General features: G+C 71.6%; 19 protein-coding genes. 9 read left to right on the top strand and 10 right to left on the bottom strand.

The genetic code is table 11. The annotated features are described in order from the left end of the window. Nucleotides 1–82 precede the first annotated feature (82 nt). Complete coding sequence (locus tag ACFY9I_RS17015) at nt 83–1,015, bottom strand: oxidoreductase (RefSeq protein WP_391002291.1); 933 nt, start codon at nt 1,013–1,015, stop codon at nt 83–85. A gap of 130 nt (nt 1,016–1,145) precedes the next feature. Further along, nucleotides 1,146–1,736 (bottom strand): hypothetical protein, encoded by a 591-nt coding sequence (locus ACFY9I_RS17010; RefSeq protein WP_391002289.1) that lies wholly within the window; start codon nt 1,734–1,736, stop codon nt 1,146–1,148. Between the two features lie 397 nt (nt 1,737–2,133). Between ACFY9I_RS17010 and ACFY9I_RS17005 the strand changes: the two genes are divergently transcribed. Together ACFY9I_RS17005 and ACFY9I_RS17000 are read left to right on the top strand one after the other, a co-directional pair. Beyond that, the gene (locus ACFY9I_RS17005) at nt 2,134–3,468 is read left to right on the top strand and encodes a nucleotide disphospho-sugar-binding domain-containing protein (protein WP_391002702.1); all 1,335 of its coding nucleotides are present in this window, start codon (nt 2,134–2,136) and stop codon (nt 3,466–3,468) included. Nucleotides 3,469–3,514: 46 nt separating this feature from the next. Beyond that, a complete protein-coding gene (locus ACFY9I_RS17000) occupies nt 3,515–5,149 on the top strand; it encodes a condensation domain-containing protein (RefSeq protein WP_391002287.1) in 1,635 nt (544 codons plus the stop codon). A gap of 105 nt (nt 5,150–5,254) precedes the next feature. Here the strand turns inward: ACFY9I_RS17000 and ACFY9I_RS16995 are convergent, their stop codons facing one another. The 3 genes from ACFY9I_RS16995 to ACFY9I_RS16985 all read right to left on the bottom strand — a co-directional run bounded on the left by ACFY9I_RS16995 (nt 5,255) and on the right by ACFY9I_RS16985 (nt 10,075). Continuing rightward, nucleotides 5,255–5,437 carry a hypothetical protein gene (locus ACFY9I_RS16995; RefSeq protein WP_391002285.1) on the bottom strand — a complete coding sequence of 61 codons (183 nt, stop codon included), beginning with the start codon at nt 5,435–5,437 and terminating at the stop codon, nt 5,255–5,257. A gap of 167 nt (nt 5,438–5,604) precedes the next feature. Further along, nucleotides 5,605–8,352: a pyruvate, phosphate dikinase gene (ppdK, locus tag ACFY9I_RS16990; RefSeq protein ID WP_391002283.1), complete on the bottom strand. Its 2,748-nt coding sequence runs from the start codon at nt 8,350–8,352 to the stop codon at nt 5,605–5,607. A 502-nt stretch (nt 8,353–8,854) separates the two neighbouring features. Next, on the bottom strand, nt 8,855–10,075 hold the full coding sequence (locus tag ACFY9I_RS16985) for an ROK family protein (RefSeq protein WP_391002281.1): 1,221 nt from the start codon (nt 10,073–10,075) through the stop codon (nt 8,855–8,857). Between the two features lie 154 nt (nt 10,076–10,229). Here ACFY9I_RS16985 and ACFY9I_RS16980 point away from each other — a divergent pair, with 154 nt between their 5' ends. Continuing rightward, entirely contained in the window at nt 10,230–11,819 is a 1,590-nt protein-coding gene (locus ACFY9I_RS16980; RefSeq protein WP_391002279.1) for a hypothetical protein, read from the top strand. After that, entirely contained in the window at nt 11,816–13,756 is a 1,941-nt protein-coding gene (locus ACFY9I_RS16975) for a glycogen debranching N-terminal domain-containing protein (RefSeq protein WP_391002277.1), read from the top strand. Before ACFY9I_RS16980 ends, ACFY9I_RS16975 begins: the two co-directional genes overlap by 4 nt. An 85-nt stretch (nt 13,757–13,841) precedes the next feature. Here the strand turns inward: ACFY9I_RS16975 and ACFY9I_RS16970 are convergent, their stop codons facing one another. Continuing rightward, on the bottom strand, nt 13,842–14,993 hold the full coding sequence (locus ACFY9I_RS16970) for a polysaccharide pyruvyl transferase family protein (protein WP_391002275.1): 1,152 nt from the start codon (nt 14,991–14,993) through the stop codon (nt 13,842–13,844). 115 nt (nt 14,994–15,108) lie between these two features. Continuing rightward, nucleotides 15,109–16,251 carry a tRNA dihydrouridine synthase DusB gene (gene dusB, locus ACFY9I_RS16965; RefSeq protein ID WP_391002273.1) on the bottom strand — a complete coding sequence of 381 codons (1,143 nt, stop codon included), beginning with the start codon at nt 16,249–16,251 and terminating at the stop codon, nt 15,109–15,111. A gap of 80 nt (nt 16,252–16,331) precedes the next feature. Here dusB and ACFY9I_RS16960 point away from each other — a divergent pair, with 80 nt between their 5' ends. Together ACFY9I_RS16960 and ACFY9I_RS16955 are read left to right on the top strand one after the other, a co-directional pair. Continuing rightward, nucleotides 16,332–17,777, top strand: coding sequence for a DHA2 family efflux MFS transporter permease subunit (locus tag ACFY9I_RS16960; protein ID WP_391002271.1), 1,446 nt, complete (start codon nt 16,332–16,334; stop codon nt 17,775–17,777). Nucleotides 17,778–18,180: 403 nt separating this feature from the next. Continuing rightward, a complete protein-coding gene (locus ACFY9I_RS16955) occupies nt 18,181–18,462 on the top strand; it encodes a hypothetical protein (RefSeq protein WP_391002269.1) in 282 nt (93 codons plus the stop codon). 12 nt (nt 18,463–18,474) lie between these two features. Here ACFY9I_RS16955 and ACFY9I_RS16950 read toward each other — a convergent pair whose 3' ends face one another. Together ACFY9I_RS16950 and ACFY9I_RS16945 are read right to left on the bottom strand one after the other, a co-directional pair. After that, nucleotides 18,475–18,879, bottom strand: a complete 405-nt coding sequence (locus tag ACFY9I_RS16950) for an SRPBCC domain-containing protein (RefSeq protein WP_391002267.1) — start codon at nt 18,877–18,879, stop codon at nt 18,475–18,477. A gap of 5 nt (nt 18,880–18,884) precedes the next feature. Then, nucleotides 18,885–19,613 carry an ABATE domain-containing protein gene (locus tag ACFY9I_RS16945; protein ID WP_391002265.1) on the bottom strand — a complete coding sequence of 243 codons (729 nt, stop codon included), beginning with the start codon at nt 19,611–19,613 and terminating at the stop codon, nt 18,885–18,887. Between the two features lie 21 nt (nt 19,614–19,634). Here ACFY9I_RS16945 and ACFY9I_RS16940 point away from each other — a divergent pair, with 21 nt between their 5' ends. Both ACFY9I_RS16940 and ACFY9I_RS16935 read left to right on the top strand, forming a co-directional pair. After that, nucleotides 19,635–20,099, top strand: a complete 465-nt coding sequence (locus ACFY9I_RS16940) for a VOC family protein (protein WP_391002263.1) — start codon at nt 19,635–19,637, stop codon at nt 20,097–20,099. Nucleotides 20,100–20,124: 25 nt separating this feature from the next. Further along, on the top strand, nt 20,125–20,904 hold the full coding sequence (locus ACFY9I_RS16935; protein WP_391002261.1) for a hypothetical protein: 780 nt from the start codon (nt 20,125–20,127) through the stop codon (nt 20,902–20,904). A 42-nt stretch (nt 20,905–20,946) separates the two neighbouring features. Here ACFY9I_RS16935 and ACFY9I_RS16930 read toward each other — a convergent pair whose 3' ends face one another. Beyond that, the gene (locus ACFY9I_RS16930; protein ID WP_391002259.1) at nt 20,947–21,921 is read right to left on the bottom strand and encodes a WYL domain-containing protein; all 975 of its coding nucleotides are present in this window, start codon (nt 21,919–21,921) and stop codon (nt 20,947–20,949) included. 175 nt (nt 21,922–22,096) lie between these two features. On the opposite strand from ACFY9I_RS16930, the gene ACFY9I_RS16925 reads away from it, so the two are divergent. Beyond that, nucleotides 22,097–22,783, top strand: a complete 687-nt coding sequence (locus tag ACFY9I_RS16925) for an alpha/beta fold hydrolase (RefSeq protein WP_391002700.1) — start codon at nt 22,097–22,099, stop codon at nt 22,781–22,783. Nucleotides 22,784–22,792: the final 9 nt, after the last annotated feature.

Genomic DNA, 22,792 nt, shown 5'->3' with positions numbered 1-22,792 from the left:
CGCCCCCGCGTGGCGCGTGGACCGTACGAGATACGGTCCACGCGCCACGTGTGTGCTGGGTCAGACCCCGCGCGTGCTGAGGTCAGACCTTGAGCTCGTCGTACGTGACCCCGGTGAGGTGTGCCGAGGCGTCCCAGAGGCGTTCGCTCACCCGGTCGTCGAGAGTCCAGGGCGCTCGGGGGGACGGCCCTGGAGCCCCGCGCCACATCGCGAAGGACGGGCCGATGAATGAGTCGGGGCGTACGCCGGGGGCGGTGGCGGCGTACAGCGTGGGCAGGGCGCCCGCTTCGGCGGACTGGGCGAAGAAGCGGTTGCCGACGCGCATGAACCGCTCGACGCCCTTGCGGCCCTCGGCACTGGCCCCGGCCGTCTGGAGATTGGTCGCCGCGTAGCCGGGGTGCGCGGCGGCGGCGACCACCTCCGAGCCATGGGCAGCCAGCCGCCGGGCCAGCTCATGGGTGAAGAGCAGATTGGCGGTCTTGGACCGGCCGTACGCGAGCCAACGCCCGTACTTCCGCTCACCGTTGAGGTTGTCGATGTCGATGTTCGCTCTCATGTGCATGGCACTGGACAGCGTCACGACACGCGCGCCGGGCGTGGCGAGCAGCCTCGGCAGCAGCAGGCCGGTGAGTGCGAAGTGGCCGAGGTGGTTGGTCCCGAACTGCGTCTCGAAACCGTCGGCCGTGCGCCCCTGGGCCACGGCCATCACACCCGCGTTGTTGATCAGTAGATCGAGACGGTCGTACGCGCGGTCGTAGCCGGCGACGAACTCCCGTACGGACTGCAGGTCCCCCAGATCGAGCCGTAGCAACTCGATGTGCGCGTCCGGGACCTCGGAGCCCATCCGCTCCAGAGCCGCGAGCCCCCGCTCCGTACTCCGGCAGGCGAGAACCACCTGCGCGCCCCGCCGGGCGAGCTCACGGGCGGCGACGTACCCGATACCGCTGTTGGCTCCCGTCACCACAGCGGTGCGGCCACGCTGATCGGGGACGTCCCCCGCGTTCCAACCCGACAAGGCGCCACCTTCTCACGCGCGGTTCCGACACCTTTCAGCGTAGGGGGGAGGCGAGTCGGTTGTCTGCGGGTGGGAACGGGCCGACCGGACCAGGGCCTCGTGCGACGCCCACCGAGCAGAACCGAACTGCCTAGCCGACGGGACCCGTTCCGGCCCGGGCCCGGTCGCGGAACCAGACACCCGTCCCTACCAGCACCGCCACCCCCACCCCGTACAGCGGCAGCCACAGGGTCGTCGTGGCCGCGAGGCACTCGGCGACGGCCTCACGCGCCCGCACCTCCCGCGCGAACTCCAGGGCGGCGCTGTCACTGCCGGCCAGGTTCCCCAGCGCGGCCTCCGCCTGCAGAGCCTGGTACCTGCCCAGCAGGGCGCAGTCGCTGCGCGTGCCCGGCATCGGGAAGAGCCAGGCCTTGCGCTGCAGCAGGGGGGCGAGTGCGATCGCCACGCACAGGCCGACGACCAGCGCATACGCGACCAAGCCGCGCATGTATGCCGAGCCGATCTCCGGCGTCCACTCCGCCCGCCGCTGAAAGGCGAGCATCACCGCGAGGAGGGTCACCCCGATGAACGTGGCGAACCACTGCCACGCCCCCTGACCGAGCGCGAACGTCAGCGCCGCGGCGAGCCCGATGCCGATGACACCGGGAGCAGGAATGTCACCGCCTGCTGCGGCGGACGCCCGCCTCGGGGCCACTCGATGGCTGGGATCACTCACGGACATCTCCTGCGGGCGGAGGGAGGCACCAGCATCCCCCGCGGGGCGTCGGGCCCCTGTCCGCCATGCCGCGAGGACCCGGGCGCCCCGCCCGGATGGTCCGCCCCACGTCACCGGAGCACATGGAACCGACGGCTCCCCGCCCTCTGCCGGAGCCCGGAGGGCGTCCCGCCAAGTCAGGGCGGCCCCTGACGGAGCGGAGGCGGTGGGGCAGTCCCTGGCCGGACGGGGGTGATGGGGCGCTCCGCTGAAATGGGGACGGGAGACGGATTCGCCTATCCGAACCCATGAGAACCCGTGAGAACCCGCGGGAACCCGTGGGAACGAAAAGCACGGAATTCGTCGAACTCATTTCCACCCCAACCTAGTTCGATTTTTCCTCTGCTAGGTTCAGCGGGTGGTCATGCCCAACACAGCGAGGCCGGAGATCCTCGGAGTCGGCGCTCGCCCGCGCAAGGTTCTCCTGGCGGCATGCGGTACTCGTGGTGATGTACAACCCTTTCTCGCATTGGCCGTGGCGCTGCGCCGTCACGGCCATCACCCGTTATTGGCCGCCCCTTCCTCCTACGCGTCCGACGCCGCCGCGTTCGGCGTCGAATTCGCCGCCATCGACGACGGTCCGACCCGCATTCTCGACGAGACGGCGAGCCGTAGGCTCATCGACCGCGGCCTCATGGGCGTACGCGGGAAACTGGCGGCCGCGCGCACCGTCGCCCGCCTCAAACGACTGCTCATCGCCTCGCTGCGGGATGTGGCGGCCATCGCGCACGACCACGGTGACGTGGCGGCGGTCGTGCATTCCGCGGCGCTTCCGGCACAGCATGTCGCCGACATGCTGGACGTGCCCGCCGTCGTCGTGGCGTTGCAGCCCGGCTGGATCCCCACCGGTGAGTTCCCCTGCCAGCTGCTGCCCCTCCCTCAGGTGCCACGCCTCCTGAACCGGAGCACCTACGCCCTGGTCACGGCGGCCCAGCGGTCCCGCGAGGTGGAGCGCTGGCGGACGACCGAACTGGGGCTGGCGCCGCGCCGGCACGGTGCGCGCCGGTGGCTGCGCGATCCCGAGGGCCGACGGCGCCCGGTCCTACAGGCGTTCAGCCGGCTCGTCACTCCGATCGACCCGGCGTGGGGCGACGCCGTACGCACCACGGGTTTCTGGTTCCTGCCCGCCCGCCCGGACTGGACGCCGCCCGGGGAGTTGACCCGGTTCCTGGACGAGGGGCCACCGCCCGTCTACATCGGCTTCGGCAGCATGACGGGCACCCGGGCGAGGCGGAACAACGACCTGGTCACGGAGGCGATCCGTCTCACCGGCGGACGAGCCGTGATCGCGACCGGCTGGGGCGGCATCGACGCGTCGGCAAGCCGGTCCGGCCGCCCGTCACCGAACATCCTGGCGATCGAACAGGCCCCGCACGACTGGCTCTTCCCCCGCATGGCCGCGATTGTCCACCACGGGGGCCCGGGCACCGTGGGAGCCGCCCTCGCCGCGGGCCGCCCTCAGGTCCTCTGCCCCCACATGGGCGATCAGACCCACTGGTCAGCCCGGGTGCGGGCCCTGGGCGTGGCCCCCGCGCCCCTCACGGTCCGCACCCTGACGGCACCTCGGCTCGCGGAAGCGATCAGCGCGTCGACGACGGATGCACGACTCCGGTGCCGGGCAACCGGAATCGCCCCTCTCATCCAGGCCGAGAACGGTGTCGACGCGGCCGTGAAATCCCTCCTGGCCCACATCATGTGAGTTCTCACCGACCTCCCCCCACAAGTCACGAGCAGAAAGCCCCCGAGTGCTGCAGATTCCCTTCTCCGAAGCCACCATCGCGCCTGGAACCGTCATCTCCTGGTCCCTGCGCACAAAGCACTCCCCGCACTCCCCGCACTCCCCGCACTCCCCGCACTCCCCGCACTCCCCGCACTCCCCGCACTCCCCACATTCCGCGAACCCCCCACATTCCGCGAACTCCCCGAACTCCCCGAAGTTCCCGGACGCCCCGGACGCCCCGGGCTCCCCGCATTCCCCTCATGGCGAGCTCCCTCGCATCGCCAAAGCGGCCTCGTTCAATCAGGACAAGCACCATTCGTCGTCCGAAGCGACCCGGAGTACGAGCGACGGCATCGCCAGTTCCGTCACGGTTACCTTCGTGATCACCGGCCGGCTCGACACGACGGCTCTCGCGTCAGCGCTCCTGCTTCTCGTACGGCGTCACGAAGTGCTCCGCTGCGAGTTCCAGCGCCTGGCCGGAGATCTGAGCTGCACGGCTCCGGCACCCGAGTCGATCTCCCTGGAGGCGGAGGAGGTCGGCCACTTCCACAGCGGGGACGACCTGCACACCCACCTCGACAAGACGTTCAAGAGCATCGACACGCTCTCCTGGCCGCTGTTCCTCATGGGCGCGGTGGTCAGGGAGTCGAGTTCCACGGTCTATCTCTGCTTCGACCACATCGTGTGCGACGGCCTGTCCATGCCCGTCGTCGTGAACGAACTCCAGACCTCGTACGCCGCCCTCGTCGCCGACCGTGCCCCGGAACTCCCGCCCGCAGGCAGCTATCTGACCTTCGGGGACGACCAACGCCGCCGCTACGCCTCGCTCCGCCCCGATGACGAGCGGCTCACGTACTGGAAGGACTTCATCCACGGCAACGGCGGCTTCTTCCCGAGGTTCCCCTTCGACCTCGGGCTACCGGACGACCATCTGTACCCCCTGGTGAACCGCGCCCTCCCCCTCCTGGACGCCCGCCGGACCGACGCCCTCGCGGCAGGCGCCCGCGCGGCGGGAGGCAGCGTCTTCACGGCCGTCCTGGCGGCCGCGGCGACGGCCCAGCACCGCTTCGGCGGGCCGGGGGTGTACCGGGGCCTGCTCCCCATCAGCGAGAGGACGGACGGCGGCGGCCGGACCCCCGGCCCGTGGCAGCACTCCATCGGCTGGTTCGTGAACACGATGCCGATCGCGTTCCGGGTGGGCGAGGGCGGCGCGGACCACACCACGACGATCGCGCGGGCCCGTACGGCGTACAGCGCGTTGCAGCGGTACTCCGACATCCCGTTCGTACGGGCGTGGGAGTTGCTCGCCCCGGAGACCTTCCGCCTGCACCACTGGCCGTTCCCGGTGAACTTCTTCTCCTACATCGACTTCCGCAGAAGCCCCGGAGGCCCCCAGCACCCCCTCTGGGACCCCAAGCTGCACGTATGGGCCGCCCGGGGCAACGGGATCAGCCACTGGTTCCACCGCACCGCCACCGGCCTCCACGTCAACGTGCTGCACGTCGACACACCCCAGGCACATGAGATCGGCGACGCCCTGCACGACGAACTCGCACGGGTCCTGCTGGAGATCGCGGCTGCGCGGAGCGACGCACGTGTCCCGGCCCCCATCCCGCTCCCCCGCACGCCCGCCCGCTCCCCCCTTCGGCGGAACTCGTGAGACGGCCGGTTCACCACAGCCGGCCCTTGCGGTTCAGGTCCATGGGGCCGCATCCCAGGACCTTCATCACCTCCCACCGCCGGCTCTTCCTAGCCACTTCCGCATTCACACGAAGTAGGTGTCGGTGCGGGAGAAGGCGAGCTGGTGGACGGCCAGCACCCCCAGGGCGACGCCCCAGTGCCGGCTCTGGGTCACCGTCAGCCAGGTGAGAAGGCAGAACCCGCCGACGTGGAAGCAGACGAAGAAGAGGAAGCGCGCCAGGACGGAGAGCAGGGCGCTGCGCAGCATGACGTTCTTGGGCTGCGGGCCCTTCCTCGGCTCCGAAACCGGTACGAGAGGGCGGCACCCCCCGCACGGGGTGCCGCCCTCTCTTCGTGATCCGGAACCGCCGCCCATCGGTGAGGGTCGGTCGGGGACAAGCGACGGTTCCGGGGTTCGTGCCGGCCCGGAAGGGCTCAGCGGTGGTCGCTGCCCGTCGACTGGGAGGCCGCGCGGCCGGCCTCCAGGCGGGCGACCGGGATGCGGAACGGGGAGCAGGAGACGTAGTCCAGGCCGACCTCGTGGAAGAAGTGGACGGACTCCGGGTCGCCGCCGTGCTCGCCGCAGACGCCGAGCTTGAGGTCGGGGCGGGTGGCACGGCCGGCCTCGGCCGCCAGCTTCACCAGGGAGCCCACGCCGTCCTTGTCGATCGTCTCGAACGGCGACACCCCGAAGATGCCCTTCTCCAGGTAGGCCGTGAAGAAGGAGGCCTCGACGTCGTCGCGGCTGAAGCCCCAGACCGTCTGCGTGAGGTCGTTCGTGCCGAAGCTGAAGAACTCCGCCGCCTCCGCGATCTGGCCCGCCGTCAGAGCGGCTCGCGGGAGTTCGATCATCGTGCCGATCGACAGCTTCAGCGACGTGCCGGTCGCCGCCTCGACCTCGGCGATGACCTGGTCGGCCTCCTCGCGGACGATCTCCAGCTCCTGGACCGTGCCGACGAGCGGAATCATGATCTCGGCGCGCGGGTCGCCCTTGGCGTTCTTGCGTTCGGCCGCCGCCTCGGCGATGGCACGGACCTGCATCGTGAACAGGCCGGGGATGACCAGGCCCAGTCGTACGCCGCGCAGGCCCAGCATCGGGTTCTGCTCGTGCAGGCGGTGGACGGCCTGGAGCAGCCGCAGCTCGTTCTCGTGGGGTTCCTGGCGGGACTCCGCCAGGGCCACGCGGACCGACAGCTCGGTGATGTCCGGGAGGAACTCGTGCAGCGGCGGGTCCAGGAGACGGACCGTCACCGGGAGGCCGTCCATCGCCGAGAAGAGTTCGACGAAGTCCTGCTTCTGGAGGGGGAGCAGGGCCTTCAGGGACTCCTCGCGCTCTACCTCCGTGTCCGCCAGGATCAGGCGCTCGACCAGTTCACGACGGTCACCGAGGAACATGTGCTCCGTACGGCACAGGCCGATGCCCTGGGCGCCGAAGCGGCGGGCGCGCAGCGCGTCCTCGGCGTTGTCGGCGTTGGCGCGGACCCGCAGACGGCGCTTGCGGTCCGCGAAGGCCATGATGCGGTGGACCGCCTCGACCAGTTCGTCGGCGTCGTTGGCGCCCGCGTGCATCCGGCCCTCGAAGTACTCCACGACGGGAGAGGGCACGACCGGGACCTCGCCGAGGTAGACCTTGCCCGACGAACCGTCGATGGAGATCAGGTCGCCCTCCTCCACCACATGACCGCCGGGGACGGTCATCCGGCGGCGCTTGGTGTCGACCTCCAACTCCTCCGCGCCGCACACACACGTCTTGCCCATGCCGCGCGCGACGACGGCCGCGTGGGAGGTCTTGCCGCCGCGCGAGGTCAGGATGCCCTCGGCCGCGATCATGCCGTCGAGGTCGTCGGGGTTGGTCTCGCGGCGGACCAGGATCACCTTCTCGCCCGAGCGCGACCACTTCACGGCGGTGTACGAGTCGAAGACCGCCTTCCCGACCGCCGCGCCCGGGGAGGCGGCGATGCCTCGGCCGACCTGGGCGACCTTCGCCTCGTCGTCGAACTTCGGGAACATCAGCTGGGCGAGCTGCGCGCCCGTCACCCGCTGGAGTGCCTCCGCCTCGTCGATCAGGCCCTGGTCCACGAGCTGCGTCGCGATCCGGAAGGCCGCGCCCGCCGTGCGCTTGCCCACACGGGTCTGGAGCATCCAGAGCTGGCCGCGCTCGATGGTGAACTCGATGTCGCAGAGATCCTTGTAGTGGTTCTCCAGGGTCTCCATGATCTGCATCAGCTGGTCGTACGACTTCTTGTCGATCGACTCCAGCTCCGCGAGGGGGACCGTGTTGCGGATGCCCGCGACCACGTCCTCACCCTGGGCGTTCTGCAGGTAGTCGCCGTAGACGCCCTGGTGGCCGGAGGCGGGGTCGCGGGTGAAGGCGACGCCGGTGCCGGAGTCGGGGCCGAGGTTGCCGAAGACCATCGAGCAGACGTTGACGGCCGTGCCGAGGTCGTGCGGGATGCGCTCCTGGCGGCGGTAGAGCTTGGCGCGGTCGCCGTTCCAGGAGTCGAAGACGGCCTTGATGGCGAGGTCCATCTGCTCGCGCGGGTCCTGCGGGAAGTCCCGGCCGGCCTCGGTCTTGACGATCTTCTTGAACTTGGTGACGAGCTTCTTGAGGTCCGCTGCCTCCAGCTCGGTGTCGACGGCGACCTTCTTGGCCGTCTTCGCCGCCTCCAGCGCCTCCTCGAAGAGGTCGCCGTCGACGCCGAGGACGGTCTTGCCGAACATCTGGATGAGCCGGCGGTAGGAGTCCCAGGCGAAGCGGTCGTCGCCGGCCTGCTGGGCGAGACCCTGGACCGACTTGTCCGACAGCCCGATGTTGAGGACCGTGTCCATCATTCCGGGCATCGAGAACTTCGCACCCGAGCGGACCGAGACCAGGAGCGGGTCGTCGGCCTGGCCGAGTTTCTTGCCCATCTTCCCTTCGAGGGCGGCGAGATGGGCGCTGACCTCGTCACGGAGTGCCGCGGGCGCGTCCCCGCTGTCGAGGTAGACCTTGCAGGCCTCGGTGGTGATGGTGAACCCGGGGGGCACGGGGAGACCGAGGTTGGTCATCTCGGCGAGGTTCGCGCCCTTGCCACCGAGGAGGTCCTTGAGGTCCTTGTTGCCCTCGGTGAAGTCATAGACGAACTTCACGCCCTCAACGCGCTGAGCTTCGTGGCCTACGTGGGGATCTTTGTTTTCCGACACGGGTCCCAACTCCTTGAGGACGCGGTGGCTGCCCTGACGGCGAGGAACATACCCAGATCGAAGGCACCTGGGTACGTCCACTTGCGCGTCATGCGCCTGTAACCACCCGTCCGCCAGGAGATCGAAAGTCAAGACCTGGCAAGGAACCGGGCGCGCAAGTGTTCATCTCTTGAACACCACCAGCCCCGACCGGGCGCACATCTGCTCAGATGAGCGGCATTCCGCGCGCCTGAGTTCGATCGATGAACGAGCAAGGGGTGGCACGGAGTGCCACCCCTTGAAGTCGCGGAACCTCACATGATCCGCTCATCTGAGCGCAACCCTTATCAGAGGTGGCGAGAATCACGCGTCGGAGGGGCCCCGGATTTCACCATGCGGACCGGTCTCCCGGAACGGAAACACGCCCGTCACACGGCTCGCACGTCCCTGCACAACGGCTCGCACGTCCTGGCGCAACGCCTCGCGCGTCCACGTCGCACGGAAGCGGGCGGCCAGACGGCGGTCAGACCCCCAGCGCCGCCAACCGCTCCTCGGCCCGTCGCGGTGCGTACAGGTGCTCGACGACCAGCGCACCCGCCCCGACCAGGCCCGCCCGCTCTCCGAGCCGCGAGGTCACCACGTCGAGGTGGGCCGTGGAGCGCGGTAGCGCGCGCTGGTAGAGCAGCTCTCGCACGCCGGTGAGAAAGGGGGTTCCGGCCAGATCCCCGGCGATCATCAGGACGCCGGGGTTCAGCAGGGTCACGACCGTCGCCAGGACGTCCCCGACGGCCCGGCCCGCCTCCCGCGCCAGCGCCGTCGCCCCGGGGTGCCCGGCGGTCAGCAGATCCCGCACATCTGAGCCGGAGGTCGCCGGAACCCCCGCCTCCGCCAGCCGTCGCGCCACGGCTCCACCACTCGCGACCGCCGCCAGACAGCCGTACGAGCCGCACTTGCACAGCGCCTGAGCGCCCTGCGGCACCCGGATGTGGCCGATGTCGCCGGCGCCGCCGTCGACGCCCCGGTATATCGAGCCGCCGACCACCACACCGGCGCCGATACCCGTGGACACCTTGACCAGCGCGAACGCCGAGCAGTCGGCGTATCCGGTGCGCTGTTCGCCGTACGCCATGAGGTTGGCGTCGTTGTCGACGAGGACCGGGACCCCGGCCGGGCCGGCCGCGTGGTCGGTGAAGGCGCGGGCCAGACGGCCTCTTATGTCGTGGCCGTCCCAGCCGGGCATGATCGGCGGCTGCACCACACGACCCGTATCGCTGTCCACCGGGCCGGGGACCGCCAGGCCCATGCCGCACACCGCGTCCGCCCGGCGGCCGGCCTTCTCCAGGAGTTCGGCGAACCAGCGCCCCAGCTCGTCCAGGACGGCGTCGGGGCCCTCCTCGATGACCAGGGTGCCGGTGTGCTCTGCCTGGATCTCGCCGGTGAGGGAGAGGACGGCGGCGCGGGCGTGGCGGGTGTCGAGGTCGGCGGCGAGGACGACCGCGTGCTCGTCGTCGAACTCCAGGGTGATGGAGGGGCGGCCGCCGAGCGGGGAGTCGACCGGGCCGCCGGCTCCCTCGCGGAGCCAGCCCGCACGGAAGAGCCGGTCCAGGCGCTGGCCGACCGTGGCCCGGGACAGGCCGGTGGCCTGCTGGAGCGCGCCGCGGGTGGTGGCCCGGCCGCTGCGGACCAGCTCCAGCAGATCTCCGGCACCGGCGTGACTGCCCACCTTCACGGCCCTTCTGCTCATGCCGCCATTGTCGCGGTCCTGCGGTAATCCTCTCCCGCGCCCCTCTTGCGCTCACCAACTCCGCATTACATATTGAGTTTTGCGTGTTAAATAGACGTAACCCCACGGTAGCTACTGCCGAACCGGTCGTCACCCTGTCCCCGGGGAGCCCTTCGTGGACCGCACAACCCAGCTCACCCCCCTGCCGCCAGGCACGCGCGTGCCTGGCGAGGTCGCCGTACACCATCCGGTCGCCTCGGCCGGTGCGCTGCGCCGCGAGGCGGCGGAGGTGCTGGCGGGCAACTGGACCGGCCGGTCCACGGTGCCGTCGCGCACGCTCTATCCGCACCAGTGGTCATGGGACTCGGCGTTCGTCGCGATCGGACTGCGGCATCTGTCGCCGCTGCGGGCGCAGAGCGAGCTGGAGACGCTGCTCGCCGCGCAGTGGGGCGACGGGCGGATCCCGCACATCGTCTTCAACGCCCTCGTGCCGCTCGACGCGTACTTCCCGAGCCCCGACTTCTGGCGCTCCTCCACGGCGGGGCGCGCCGCGGGCGCTCCGCGCACCGCGCAGACCTCGGGCATCGTGCAGCCGCCGGTGCACGCGCTGGCCGCATGGCTGGTGCACCGGGCGGACCCGGGGCTGTCCCGCGCGCGCGGCTTCCTGCCCCGGGTGTATCCGAGGCTGGCCGCCTGGCACCGCTATCTGCTGCACCGCCGCGACCTCGGCGGGCGCGGGCTGGCCTCCGTCGTCCACCCCTGGGAACAGGGCATGGACAACAGCCCCGCCTGGGACGCGCCCCTGGCCCGGATCACGCCGGCCCCGGCCCGCTCCTTCCGCCGCGCCGACCTCGACCACGGCGCCGCCGAGGACCGTCCGACGGACCTGGACTACGGGCGGTACGTACGGCTGGCGGCGAACTACCGGGACGGCGGATACACCGACGGCCACGGGGAGTTCGCCGTCGAGGACCCGTCCTTCAACGCCCTGCTCATCGCCTCCGAGCACGCGCTGGCCCGGATCGCGAAGGAGTTGGGCGCGCCGGGGTCCGCCCGGCAGGCGCGAGCGGAGCGGCTGACGGCCACGCTGGTGGAACGGCTGTGGGACCCGGCGGAGGGGATGTTCTTCGCCCGGGACGTCGTCACCGGCACCCTCATCCCCGAGCGCGGAGTCTCCGGCCTTCTCCCCCTGCTGCTCCCCGGCCTCCCCCGCGACCTCACCGCCGCCCTCGTGCGGACGGTCCACGGCCCCCGTTTCGGGCTCGGCGACACCACCCGGCTCGTGCCCTCGTACGACCTCACCGGGGAGGCGTTCGATCCGCACCGGTACTGGCGTGGGCCCGCGTGGTTCAACACGAACTGGATGCTGGAGCGCGGGCTCAGGCTCCACGGCGAGCTGGGACGGGCCGACGCGCTGCGGACGGCACTGTTGGAGACGGCGGGGAGGTCCGGGTTCGCCGAGTACGTGGACCCGTACACCGGTGAGGCCTGCGGAGCGCTCCGCTTCAGCTGGACGGCCGCGCTCACCCTCGACCTGCTCCACCAGAACGGCCAGGACGGCCAGGACGGCCACGGCCACGGTCACCGGCACGACCGCGACAACGACAACGACAACGACAACGAGCACGGGGGCGGCGACCGGGACGGGCATGAGGACCGGGACCGGGATGACGAGCACGACCACGACCACGTGCACGACGACGCACGGCATGACGACCACCAGGTCAGGTTCGGCATGAGTGACAAGGGAGGGGACCGGGGATGACGGACCGGCATCACCTGCTCGTGCGCGGCGGGACGTTCGCCGCCGTGGGCGACGGCGGCGACATCAGCGGGGTGCGGGGCGGCAGTTCGCCGGACGGCTTGTTCGTACGGGACGCCCGGCATCTGAGCCGGTGGCAGCTCACCGTCGACGGCGCGATGCCCGAAACGCTGACACCGGTCGCGGACGGCGACACCGCGCGTTGCGTGCTCGTCCCGCGGGGCGGCCGCCGGGAGCCGCCCGCGTACACGCTCTTCCGCGAACAGGCCGTCGCGGACAGCGCGTTCGTGGAGTCGTTGCGCGTCACGAACAACCGCCCGGTGGCGACGACGGTCCGGATCGCGATGACCGTGGACGCCGACTTCACCGACCAGTTCGAGCTGCGCTCCGACTTCCGGACGTACGCCAAGAGCGGTGTCGTCAGGAAACGCGAAGTCCTCGACGACGGCGTCGAGTTCACCTACCGTCGCGGCGAGTGGCGGTCTTGTACGACGGTGACGGCCGAGCCCGCGCCGGACACCGTGGAGGAGACCGGGACGGGCGCGCGACGGCTCGTCTGGGCCCTCGATGTCGCGCCGCACGGCTCGGCGGAGCTGACGCTGCGGGTGATCGCCCGGCCGCACGGCGACCGGCGGGCGCTGCGGGTGCCACGCTCACCGGCCGCCGAGTACGACCGACTCCTCGCGGCGGAGGGCGACTTCATGGAGGGCGTGGCCTTCCCCACCGGCTGGCCGGAGCTGGCCGCGGCCTGCGCGCGTGGCCTCGCCGACCTCGCCGTGCTGCAGGTCCCGACGACCGGCCCGGACGGCGAGACGGTCCGGGTGCCCGCCGCCGGAGCGCCCTGGTTCCTCACCCTCCTCGGCCGTGACGCCCTGCTGACCTCCCTCTTCACGCTCCCCTACCGGCCCGAGCCGGCCGCCGCCACCCTGCTGGCGCTCGCCGCCGCCCAGGCGACCGAGGTGGGCGTGGACTCGGTGGCCCAGCCCGGCAAGATCGTGCACGAGGTGCGCCACGGCGAGCTGGCACACTTCGGGCAGGTTCCGTACGGGCGTTACTACGGCTCGGTGGACGCGACCCCGCTGTTCCTGGTCCTCCTCGGCGCGTATGTGGAACAGACCGGGGACGTCACCCTGGCCCGCCGCCTCGAACCCCATGCCAGGGCCGCGATCGGCTGGATGCTCGACCACGGCGGCCTCACCTCGCGCGGCTATCTCGTCTACCGCGCCGACCAGGGCGGCCTCGCCAACCAGAACTGGAAGGACTCCCCCGGCTCGATCTGCTCCGCCGACGGCAGCCGCCCCGCCACCGGGCCGGTGATGGCGGCGGGCGCGCAGGGCTACGCGTACGACGCGCTGCGCCGCACGTCGGCGCTGGCCCGCACGGTATGGGAGGACGAGGTGTACTCGGCGCTCCTGGAACAGGCCGCCGGTGATCTCCGCGATCGTTTCCAGCGGGACTTCTGGATGCCCGAACACGCCTTTCCCGCGCTGGCCTTGGACGGGGAGGGCCGGCAGGTCGACGCGCTCGCCTCGGACGCGGGGCATCTGCTGTGGTCGGGGCTGCTGGACAAGGAGTACGGGAAGGTGGTCGGCCGGCGGCTCCTCGAACCGGACTTCTTCTCCGGCTGGGGGGTGCGGACGCTGGCCTCCGGGCAGCCCGCGTACCACCCGCTGTCGTACCACCGGGGCTCGGTCTGGCCGCACGACAACGCGCTGATCACGCTGGGGCTGGCCCGGTACGGGCTGCACGACGAGGCGCGGGCGGTCGCCTCCGGCATGGTGGACGCGGCGACCGCCGCCGGGCACCGGCTGCCGGAGGTGTTGGCCGGGTACGGGAGGGACACCCATCCGGAGCCGGTGCCGTATCCGCACGCGTGTGTGCGGGAGTCGCGGTCCGCTGCGGCGCCACTCGCGCTGCTGACAGCGGTGGGGGGCGCGTAGTCGCCGTTGGGGCGTGGGTTGTGTGCGGACGGCTGGTTCGTCGTGGCTGGTCGCGCAGTCCCCCGCGCCCCTGAGAAGCACGGGGCTACGCCCCTTGCTTTTCGGCCCGCAGCTCCGCCAGCAGTCTTCCCGCTGTCTGCCTCGCCTCCGCCTCCGTCCACGCCCAGGCCGTGGTCGGGGGCCGGTGGGCCGTCCAGGTGTCCCAGTGGCTGCGGGTCCTGCCGTAGCGGTCGGCGAGCAGGACGTGGGGAAGGCCCAGGAGGAGACCCAGGACGTGGCCGTGGAGGCGGTCGGTGACCGCGACGCGGCCGGCGGTCAGCAGGCGGCAGCCGCGGCCGAGTTGGAGGCGGGCGAGGCCGTCGTAGACGGCGAGGAGGGCGGGGACGGCGCCGGGCGCGTCACCGGAGGCGGCACGGCACAGGGCTCGGGCCCGCGTGCGCCACAGCGCCTCCTTCGCCTGCCGCCAGTCGGTGTCGGCGCCCTCCCGGACCCAGTCGAAGACATGGGGGGCTGCGCCCCGGTCGTGAGTCGCGCCGCGTCCGGCCGGTGGCCCCTTCGCGGACTCCTTGTCCTCCCGGGCCAGCCAGACGACGTCGTGGGCGACCGTGCCGCCGGCCAGCGCGTCCGGTGGTACGGCGAAGGCCAGGTCGGGGGCGAGCAGCGCGGGTGCCTCGAAGACCGTGCGGCAGCGGTGCAGACTGCGCCGGTCGCGCAGCAGCAGCGTGAGGTCGGGGTGGGCGTCGAAGACCCGGCGGGCGCGGGTGAGGTTGGCGTGAACCGTGAAGTGCGCGGACTGGGGCAGCTGGACGACGCGGCGGTCCGGGAAGTCCCGCAGAACCTGTTCACGGAGGAGTTGGCTGTCCTCCCAGAGGTCGCCGAGGGTGCCACCGCCCGTCAGCATGATCGGGCCGTCCGGGAGACAGGCCGCCAGGTGCGCGGGGTCGTACGACATCAGGTCGCAGGCATAGCGGACCTCGGCGCCCAGCACGCCCAGCAGGGCGCGCTGGCCCAGCCAGATCGCGCTGTCGCCGACGTTCGAGTTCAGCGGCGCGCCGATGACCGCGCACCGGGTGCCGGCCGGGACCAGGCGGTCCAGGACGGTGAGGACGTACGAGACGTGGTGCGCGCAGTGGGGTACGAAGGAGGGGGCAGGGTGCTCGGGGTGAGCGGAGGGCTCCGCGGCAGCCTCTTCGACGGTGTCCGCGTCGGCTTCTTCGGTGTCTCGTTCGCTCCGCACACCGAAACGCGCTACCCGGACATTTCCCCACTCATTCCAAGATGACGGAAACCGGCCGCACAACGACCGGAACGCAGACAGAAGGGACCAACCGACCTTCCGTCGCGCCCCGCTGCTAGCCCCCGGACGTGTCCAGCTCCGCATCCTCGCCCACGCCCGCGCAGTCGTACGGGTCCTTGAGCCAGCCGTCGGGGAGGACGACGCGGTTGTTGCCGGAGGTGCGGCCGCGTGGACCGTCGGCACCGGCCGGCCAGGGCTGATCGAGGTCCAGCTCGTCCAGTCCGGCGCGGAGTTCGGCGAGGGAGGAGGTGACGGCGAGTCGCCCCCGCATCTCGGAGCCGACCGCGAAGCCCTTGAGGTACCAGGCCACGTGCTTGCGGAAGTCGACGACCCCCTTGGACTCGTCGCCGATCCACTCGCCGAGCAGGGTGGCGTGCCGGACCATGATGTCGGCGACCTCGCGGAGCGCGGGGCGCGCGACGGCCTCCGTACGCCCCTCGAACGCGGCGACCAGGTCGGCGAAGAGCCACGGCCGACCGAGGCAGCCGCGTCCGACGACCACGCCGTCACAGCCGGTCTCGCGGACCATCCGCAGGGCGTCCTCGGCCGACCAGATGTCTCCGTTGCCGAGGACCGGGATCTCGGGGACGTGCTCCTTGAGGCGGGCGATGGCGTCCCAGTCGGCCGTACCGCCGTAGTGCTGGGCGGCCGTGCGGCCGTGCAGGGCGATCGCCGTGACGCCCTCCTCGACGGCGATCCGGCCGGCGTCGAGGTAGGTGATGTGGTCGTCGTCGATGCCCTTGCGCATCTTCATGGTGACCGGCAGCTCCCCGGCGCCGCTCACGGCCTCACGGAGGATCGCCCGGAGCAGGTTCCGCTTGTAGGGAAGGGCGGATCCGCCGCCCTTCCGCGTCACCTTCGGGACCGGGCAGCCGAAGTTCAGATCGATGTGGTCGGCGAGACCCTCCTCCGCGATCATGCGGACGGCCTTGCCGACGGTCGCCGGGTCCACGCCGTACAACTGGATCGAGCGCGGCTTCTCGGTCGCGTCGAAGCGGATGAGCTGCATGGTCTTCTCGTTGCGCTCGACCAGCGCCCGCGTGGTGATCATCTCGCTCACGAACAGGCCCTTGCCCCCGCTGAACTCCCTGCACAGAGTACGGAAGGGCGCGTTGGTGATCCCGGCCATGGGGGCCAGGACGACGGGCGGCCGGACGGTGTGCGGACCGAACTGGAGCGGCGAGGCGGGCGTGGACATTCCCCCATTGTCACGCACACGGACGCATGCTCGCCATTAATTAGTTAGGCACACTATTTACTTGGGGTACGATGGATCGCATGGCCGAGCTCAACCGTCGCCACCGCCTGCTGGTACTGGCGATCTGCTGCACCAGCCTCCTCATCGTCAGTCTGGACAACACCGTCCTGAACGTCGCACTGCCCTCGATGCAGCGCGACCTGGACGCGGACCTCGCGGGTCTCCAGTGGACGATCGACGCCTACACCCTGGTCCTCGCGGCCCTGCTGATGCTGGCCGGCTCCACCGCGGACCGGATCGGCCGCAAGCGGGTCTTCATGGCGGGCCTGGTCCTCTTCACGCTCGGCTCACTGTTCTGTTCCCTCGCCCCGAACCTCGAATCGCTGGTCGCCTTCCGCGCGGTGCAGGCGGTCGGCGGCTCGATGATGAACCCGGTCGCCATGTCGATCATCACCAACACGTTCACGGACCCGCGCGAGCGGGCCCGCGCGATCGGCGCGTGGGGCGCGGTGGTGGGGATCTCGATGGCCGCCGGCCCGATCATCGGCGGGCTGCTCGTGGAGTCGGTCGGCTGGCGGTCCATCTTCTGGATCAACCTGCCGGTCGGACTGGCGGCGTTGCTGCTGACCTGGCGGTACGTCCCGGAGTCCCGCGCCCCGAAGGCCCGCCGCCCCGACCCCGTCGGACAGTTCCTCGTCATCGCGCTGCTCGTCTCCCTCACGTACGCGATCATCGAGGCGCCCACCGCGCCGGTCGCCGAGACCCTCGCCCTCGGCGGTGTCACCCTCGCGGCCTTCCTCGCCCTGCTCCGGTACGAGCCGCGCCGCGACGAACCCCTCATCGACCTGCGCTTCTTCCGCTCGGCCCCGTTCAGCGGGGCGATCCTCAGCGCGGTCGGCTCGTTCGCCGCCCTCGGCGGCTTCCTGTTCCTGTCGACGCTGTACCTGCAGAACGTACGCGGCCTCGACGCCCTTCACGCCGGCCTGTGGATGCTCCCGATGGCCCTCCTCTGCTTCGTCTGCGCACCGGTCGCCGGGCGTCTGGTCGGCAGCCGGGGGCCGCGTCTGCCGCTGCTCGTCGCCGGAAGCGCGATGACCGCGAGCGGCGTGCTCTTCGCGGCGTTCGAGGCCGGGACCGAGAACGTCACGCTGGTCATCGGCTACGTCCTCTTCGGCCTCGGCTTTGGCTTCGTCAACGCGCCCATCACCGACACGGCCGTCTCCGGCATGCCGCGCGCCCAGGCCGGCGTCGCCGCCGCCGTCGCCTCCACCAGCCGCCAGATCGGCCAGACCCTGGGCGTCGCGGTGATCGGAGCGGTGCTGGCGGCGGGCATCGGCTCGTCCTCGTACACGAGCGCGTTCGTGACGGCGGCCCGCCCCGCCTGGTGGATCATCGCAGGGTGCGGAGGGGCCGTCCTGGTGCTGGGGGTCCTGACGACGGGAACGTGGGGCAGGGGGACCGCCGAGCGAACGGCGGAGCGGCTGGAGCCGGCGGAGGTGCGGGACGCGGCGGGGGTGGGCTCTTGACTTGCACCTCGGGCTGAAGCCCGAGGATTCTGGCCTTCTCGATCGTTGACGTGCCGCTACGCGGCACGGGGTCCGGTCGGGAATCCGTGGCTTCCTGTTTCTTCGCGCTGTGCCGGGATCGCTCCTGGTCTTACCGGCGCTACGCAGGCCGATACCGCCAGTCCGGCGGCCGTCTTCACGTTGATCGCGGCGTTGGTGTGCCGGTAGCACCGACCCAGGCGGTAGGAGCGCTGTTCTCCGGGCTCCGCCCCACCTGGCAGCGCTCACCGGCGGCCTCGGGCGACGCTCCGGTGACGCCCCCGAGGTTCCCACCGGCCGCGGCGGAAACGAGGGTGAGCCGAAGCCGCGGCGGTCGCGCGTGGTGGAGGGATCGTGGTGGAAGGCTCGTCGTTCGATCTCTCCGATGCTCTCCCCTCCGCGCCTTTCTTGCCCCAGACTCCTCACCGACAGCGAAGCGCGACGCCGCGACCGGGGGCCTCATGCTGAGATCAACGCGAGCAGGGTGAGCCGCTGGGACCAGCACGGGCGGGAACACACCGTGCGGGTCCGGCGCTCGGGGCTGCAACGCACCATCAGGTGCGACACCTGCGGCTGGCACAAGGGCGCGCAGTTCCTGCCGTGGCTGAAGGCCCAGCAACACCTCGCCGAGGCCCATCAGGCCACGGTGGACCCCACGGGACCATGACTCCCGCCGGGGTCAGGCCAGGTCGGCGAGCGCCTCGACGACCTGGTCCATCACCCGCTGCCAGTGCGCCCGTCGGCGTTCACGTTCCTCGGCGCTCGCCATGCGTTCCTGGTGGAAGACGAGCACGGACCTGCCGCCGCCGGCCGCCGAGACGGCGACCTGGACGGTCGTGTCACCGTAGGTGACCCGGATACGGTCACCGGGACGGTAGCCGCGCACCTCACCGGTGAGGCCCGCGTCGGTCTCGTACGGGGCGCCCGGCTCGGGTGCCAGGCGCGCGCCGGCGCCGAGCCACAGCTCCAGTCCGCGCGGTCCGCTGATGAACTCCCATACGACGGCGGGTGACTGGGGCAGGGTGCGGGAGACGCCGACCTGCCATCCGGCGTCCTGGGTGAGTCCGGTGGATCGGGTGGACATACGGATCACTCCTTCTGCTCGACCGGCTCCAGCGGTTCAAGTGGCCCCTGTGGCTCCTGTGGCTCCTCCTGGACCGGGCCGACCCCGGCGCGGCGTGTGCGGTGGGCACGGACCTTGTGACGGTTGCCGCAGTGCCCCATCGAGCACCAGCGACGGCGGCCGGGCCGGGAGGTGTCGACGTAGAGGAGGTAGCAGCGGTCACCGGCACACATGCGGATCCGTTGCGCGTACGGCCCCGTGAGCAGTTCGACGGCGTCACGGGCGACGGTGGACAGGAGCTGCGCCCCGGTGGCCGTCCCGTCGGCCCAGCCCCGGCTGCCGTCCGCGCCCAGGGCGGGGGCGAGCGGGGGCCCGGCGGCGGCCTCGTTGATGAGGTCGCGGTCGGTGGTGTCCGCCGGTGCTATGCCCAACTCGGGAAGCCCGCCGCAGACATGGGAGACGACCGTACGGCACAGCGCGTCCCGCAGCCGCCGGGCGTACGTCACGTCGTCCGCCGTCACACGGAGGGCGGGCGGCGTGGGCGTGAGCCGGGACTGGCCGGCCCAGGCGACCAGGTCGGCGGGGGTGTGCAGCACCTCGTAGCGGGTGAGGGCGCCGGGCCCGCCGGTAACGAGCAGCTCCAGACAGAGGGCGCCCGGATCGAACCGGTAGACGTTCCCGGAGTAGGACCGCAGCCGCATGCCCGACACTCCCGACACCCCCTTCGAAGCCGATGCCCTGGACGGCACACTCATGTAACCAATATAACCAGTTACATGACTACCCCGCTGAACTGGAAACTGGTCATCGACACCCGGGACGCCCAGCCCCTGGCCGACTTCTGGGCCGCGGCGCTGGGCTACGAGGTGGAGGACCCGAGCACGCTGATCGCCCATCTCCTCTCCACCGGCGACCTCCCCGAGGCCGCCGTCGCGGAGCACGGCGGCCACCGCGTCTTCCGGGGCTACGCCGCCGTCCGCCACCCCGACGACCCGTACGACCCCTTCACCGGCATCGGCAAGGGCCGCCGCCTCCTCTTCCAGGACGTCCCCGAACCCAAGACGGTCAAGAACCGCCTCCACATCGACGTCCACGCCGGCCCCGCCGGCCTCGACGCCCTGGTCACCCGCCTGGAGACCCTGGGCGCGACCCGCGTCGAGGAGTTCGACAAGGGCCCGGCGGGCCACTGGTGGCTGATGCGGGACCCGGAGGGCAACGAGTTCTGCGTCGCCTCGGGGTGAGGGGAAAGTCCCCTAGCCTGACGCCATGCGGAACGACGACAGCGCGGCTGACCGGCAGTTCCGGGTGGGGGACGTGCTGACGGTCGCCTGCCCGTTCACCGAGGCGCGGGTGGTGGACACCGGGTGGGAGCATGTGTCGGTCGAGTGGCCGTGGTGGCGGGTGGACCCGGACAGCACGTTCCACCACTGGAACGGCGTCGTGGCGCTCCAGGCCGACACCACGCCCGGCCCCCACGCCGAGCCGGCGCTCTTCCGCACCGATCCCGTGCCGGAGCTCCTGACGCCGGGCGGTCTCTGCCGGGTCGGCATACCGCCGACGACCGTGCACATCACCGACGTCGACCACTTCGACCCGCCGCAGGAGACGGGCTGGCTGCCTCGCCCGACCCTCGCCGTCTCGGTCCTCCCCCGGGGCATGTCCTACCGGGAGTATCCCGACGAGGGCCATCTCAACGGCATCGGCTGCGAACTCCACCCGCACGACGACATCCCCTACACCCTCGACCTCGTCTTCCGCCCGTACGCCTTCCTCATGCCGGGCGACGAGGTCGCCGACACCGCCGGACGGGCCTGGCGCTTCGACGGCCCCTGGGACTGGTACGCCTTCGACAGCGGCTCGATCCTCGACACCCCCCGATGGCCCCTGACCCTCCTGACCCGAGCGGGAAGCCCGTGCACCCCGGAGGCCGCCACGGCCGTGGCCGACGCCACCACGACCGGGTCCCATCCAGAGACCCTCGCCCGTTGGAGGAGCCTCACGGACGCGACGGTCACACCAGCGGGGGCGGCGGCGCCCCGGCGCTGAGCCCAAGGGCCACGCAGCCCGGCGCCGCCGGCGACGTGCCGGTCACGTCCGCCGGTCGGCGGGGGGCGCCACTGCGGCGGTGAAGCGCGCCGCGAGCGCCGCGACGGTGGCGCGCAGTTCCTCCCCGCCGTCGACGCGGAAGGCGAGCGGGATCCGTGCCAGCCATTCCTGCGCGTACATGGCCGGGTTGCGGGTGCTGCCGACCAGCACGCACCCGTCCCCCGAGGCTTCGAGGCGCCCCATGGGCGGCCGGATCCACGGTGCCACCTCGCTCAGGGGGGCGTCGAACACCACGCGGGTGGAGAACTCCCATCCGAGGCCCAGGTTCTCCTCCAGCACCGCCACCGCGTCGAGGTCCTTGGGCGGCTCGAACCCGTGCCCGGTCTGCCGGACCGCGCGGACCCGGTCGACCCGGTAGGTGCGGATCGCGTCCGCGCGACGGCAGTGGCACAGCAGGTACCAGCGCCCGTAGCGGACGACGAGGGACCAGGGGTCCACGTCCGTCTCCCACTCGTTGCCCGCCTCGCTGCGGTACATGACCAGCACTCGGCGTCGGGTCGCGACCGCGTCGACGAGTTCGCTGGTGACGGCCGGATCCGGGCGGGCCGAGTACGGGTCCGGCGCGGCCGCCGCGTACTCCCGCAACATCGCCGCCTGTCGGCCGATGCCCTCCGGGAGCGCCTTGACGACCTTGCCCAGGGCGGTGCCGACCAGGTCGTCGTCGGCGGCCGCGGCCGGCTGGCCGCCGAGCACCGCCATCACCAGGCCGATCGCCTCGTCCTGGGTGAAGTGCACCGGGGGCAGCCTCGTTCCGCGCCCCAGCCGGTACCCACCGTGCGGCCCCCTGGCCGACTCCACGGCGATGCCGGCCTCGCGGAGGATGGCGACGTACCGGCGCGCGGCACGCTCGGTGACGCCCAGCCGCGCGGCGAGTTCGCCGGCCGTCGTACCGGAGCGGGCCCGGAGGATCTCCAGGGCGCGCAGCGCCCGTGCGGTGGGGCTGAGATCGTTCGGCACGGGAGCAGGCTAATCGGATCCCGAGACGATCGTGCTGCCGCTTCCCGGCGGATTCCCCGCGGATTCCCGGCGGATTCCCGGAGGACGAGCGGTGATCGCCAGGGAAACCGGCAGTGGATTGTCCGGATCTCCTCGTACGGTGAGGGTCACGAAGTCGAAGAAGGGGGAACCGACCATGGACATCCTGCTCATCGGCGGCCTGTGGCTGAACGGATCCGCATGGGACCGCGTCGCGTCCGCGCTGGAGCCGCTCGGCCACCGCCCCGTGCCGCTCACCCTCCCCGGCCAGGGGGACGGTTCCGCGTCCGCCACGCTCGACGACCAGATGGCGGCGGTGCTGGCAGCGGTGGACGCGGCGCCCGGCAAGCCGATGGTGGTGGGGCATTCCGCCGCCTGCACGCTCGCCTGGCTGGCCGCCGACCGACGGCCGGAGCGGGTGGCCAAGGTCGCCCTCATCGGCGGCTGCCCGACCGTCGACGGCCAGCCGTACGCCGACTTCTTCGAGGTCAGCGACGGCGTCGTGCCCTTCCCGGGCTGGAATCCCTTCCAGGGGCCGGACGCCGCCGACCTCGACGACGAGGCCAGGCGGGAGTTCGCGGCTGCCGCGGTCCCCGTTCCCGCGGACGTTGCCAAGGGAGTGGTGCGACTGACCGACGAACGGAGGTTCGACATCCCGGTCCTGCTCGTCTGTCCGGAGTTCACGCCCGCTCAGGCACGGGAGTGGATCGACGCCGGCGACGTCCCGGAGCTCGCCCGCGCCAAGCACATCGACTTCGCCGACATCGACTCGGGCCACTGGCCCATGGTCACCAGGCCCGCCGAGCTGGCCCGGATCCTGGCCACGGCGGCCGACGCGACCTGACGGGCGGAC

Source organism: Streptomyces sp. NPDC012510, from assembly GCF_042955065.1.
In the GTDB taxonomy this organism is placed as follows: domain Bacteria; phylum Actinomycetota; class Actinomycetes; order Streptomycetales; family Streptomycetaceae; genus Streptomyces.
The sequence above is the reverse complement of the archived record's forward strand: the minus strand, read 5'-3'. Positions and strand labels throughout refer to the sequence as shown.

Bases quoted from the DNA above. Each gene is read 5' to 3' on its own strand.
- ACFY9I_RS17010 (WP_391002289.1), bottom strand. From the start codon at position 1,736: ATGTCCGTGAGTGATCCCAGCCATCGAGTGGCCCCGAGGCGGGCGTCC.
- ACFY9I_RS16975 (WP_391002277.1), top strand. From the start codon at position 11,816: ATGACGGACCGGCATCACCTGCTCGTGCGCGGCGGGACGTTCGCCGCC.
- ACFY9I_RS16945 (WP_391002265.1), bottom strand. From the start codon at position 19,613: ATGAGTGTGCCGTCCAGGGCATCGGCTTCGAAGGGGGTGTCGGGAGTG.
- ACFY9I_RS16985 (WP_391002281.1), bottom strand. From the start codon at position 10,075: ATGAGCAGAAGGGCCGTGAAGGTGGGCAGTCACGCCGGTGCCGGAGAT.
- ACFY9I_RS16925 (WP_391002700.1), top strand. From the start codon at position 22,097: ATGGACATCCTGCTCATCGGCGGCCTGTGGCTGAACGGATCCGCATGG.
- ACFY9I_RS17005 (WP_391002702.1), top strand. From the start codon at position 2,134: ATGCCCAACACAGCGAGGCCGGAGATCCTCGGAGTCGGCGCTCGCCCG.
- ACFY9I_RS16955 (WP_391002269.1), top strand. From the start codon at position 18,181: ATGCTCTCCCCTCCGCGCCTTTCTTGCCCCAGACTCCTCACCGACAGC.
- dusB (WP_391002273.1), bottom strand. From the start codon at position 16,251: ATGTCCACGCCCGCCTCGCCGCTCCAGTTCGGTCCGCACACCGTCCGG.
- ACFY9I_RS16940 (WP_391002263.1), top strand. From the start codon at position 19,635: ATGACTACCCCGCTGAACTGGAAACTGGTCATCGACACCCGGGACGCC.
- ACFY9I_RS16960 (WP_391002271.1), top strand. From the start codon at position 16,332: ATGGCCGAGCTCAACCGTCGCCACCGCCTGCTGGTACTGGCGATCTGC.
- ACFY9I_RS16935 (WP_391002261.1), top strand. From the start codon at position 20,125: ATGCGGAACGACGACAGCGCGGCTGACCGGCAGTTCCGGGTGGGGGAC.
- ACFY9I_RS16995 (WP_391002285.1), bottom strand. From the start codon at position 5,437: ATGCTGCGCAGCGCCCTGCTCTCCGTCCTGGCGCGCTTCCTCTTCTTC.
- ACFY9I_RS16950 (WP_391002267.1), bottom strand. From the start codon at position 18,879: ATGTCCACCCGATCCACCGGACTCACCCAGGACGCCGGATGGCAGGTC.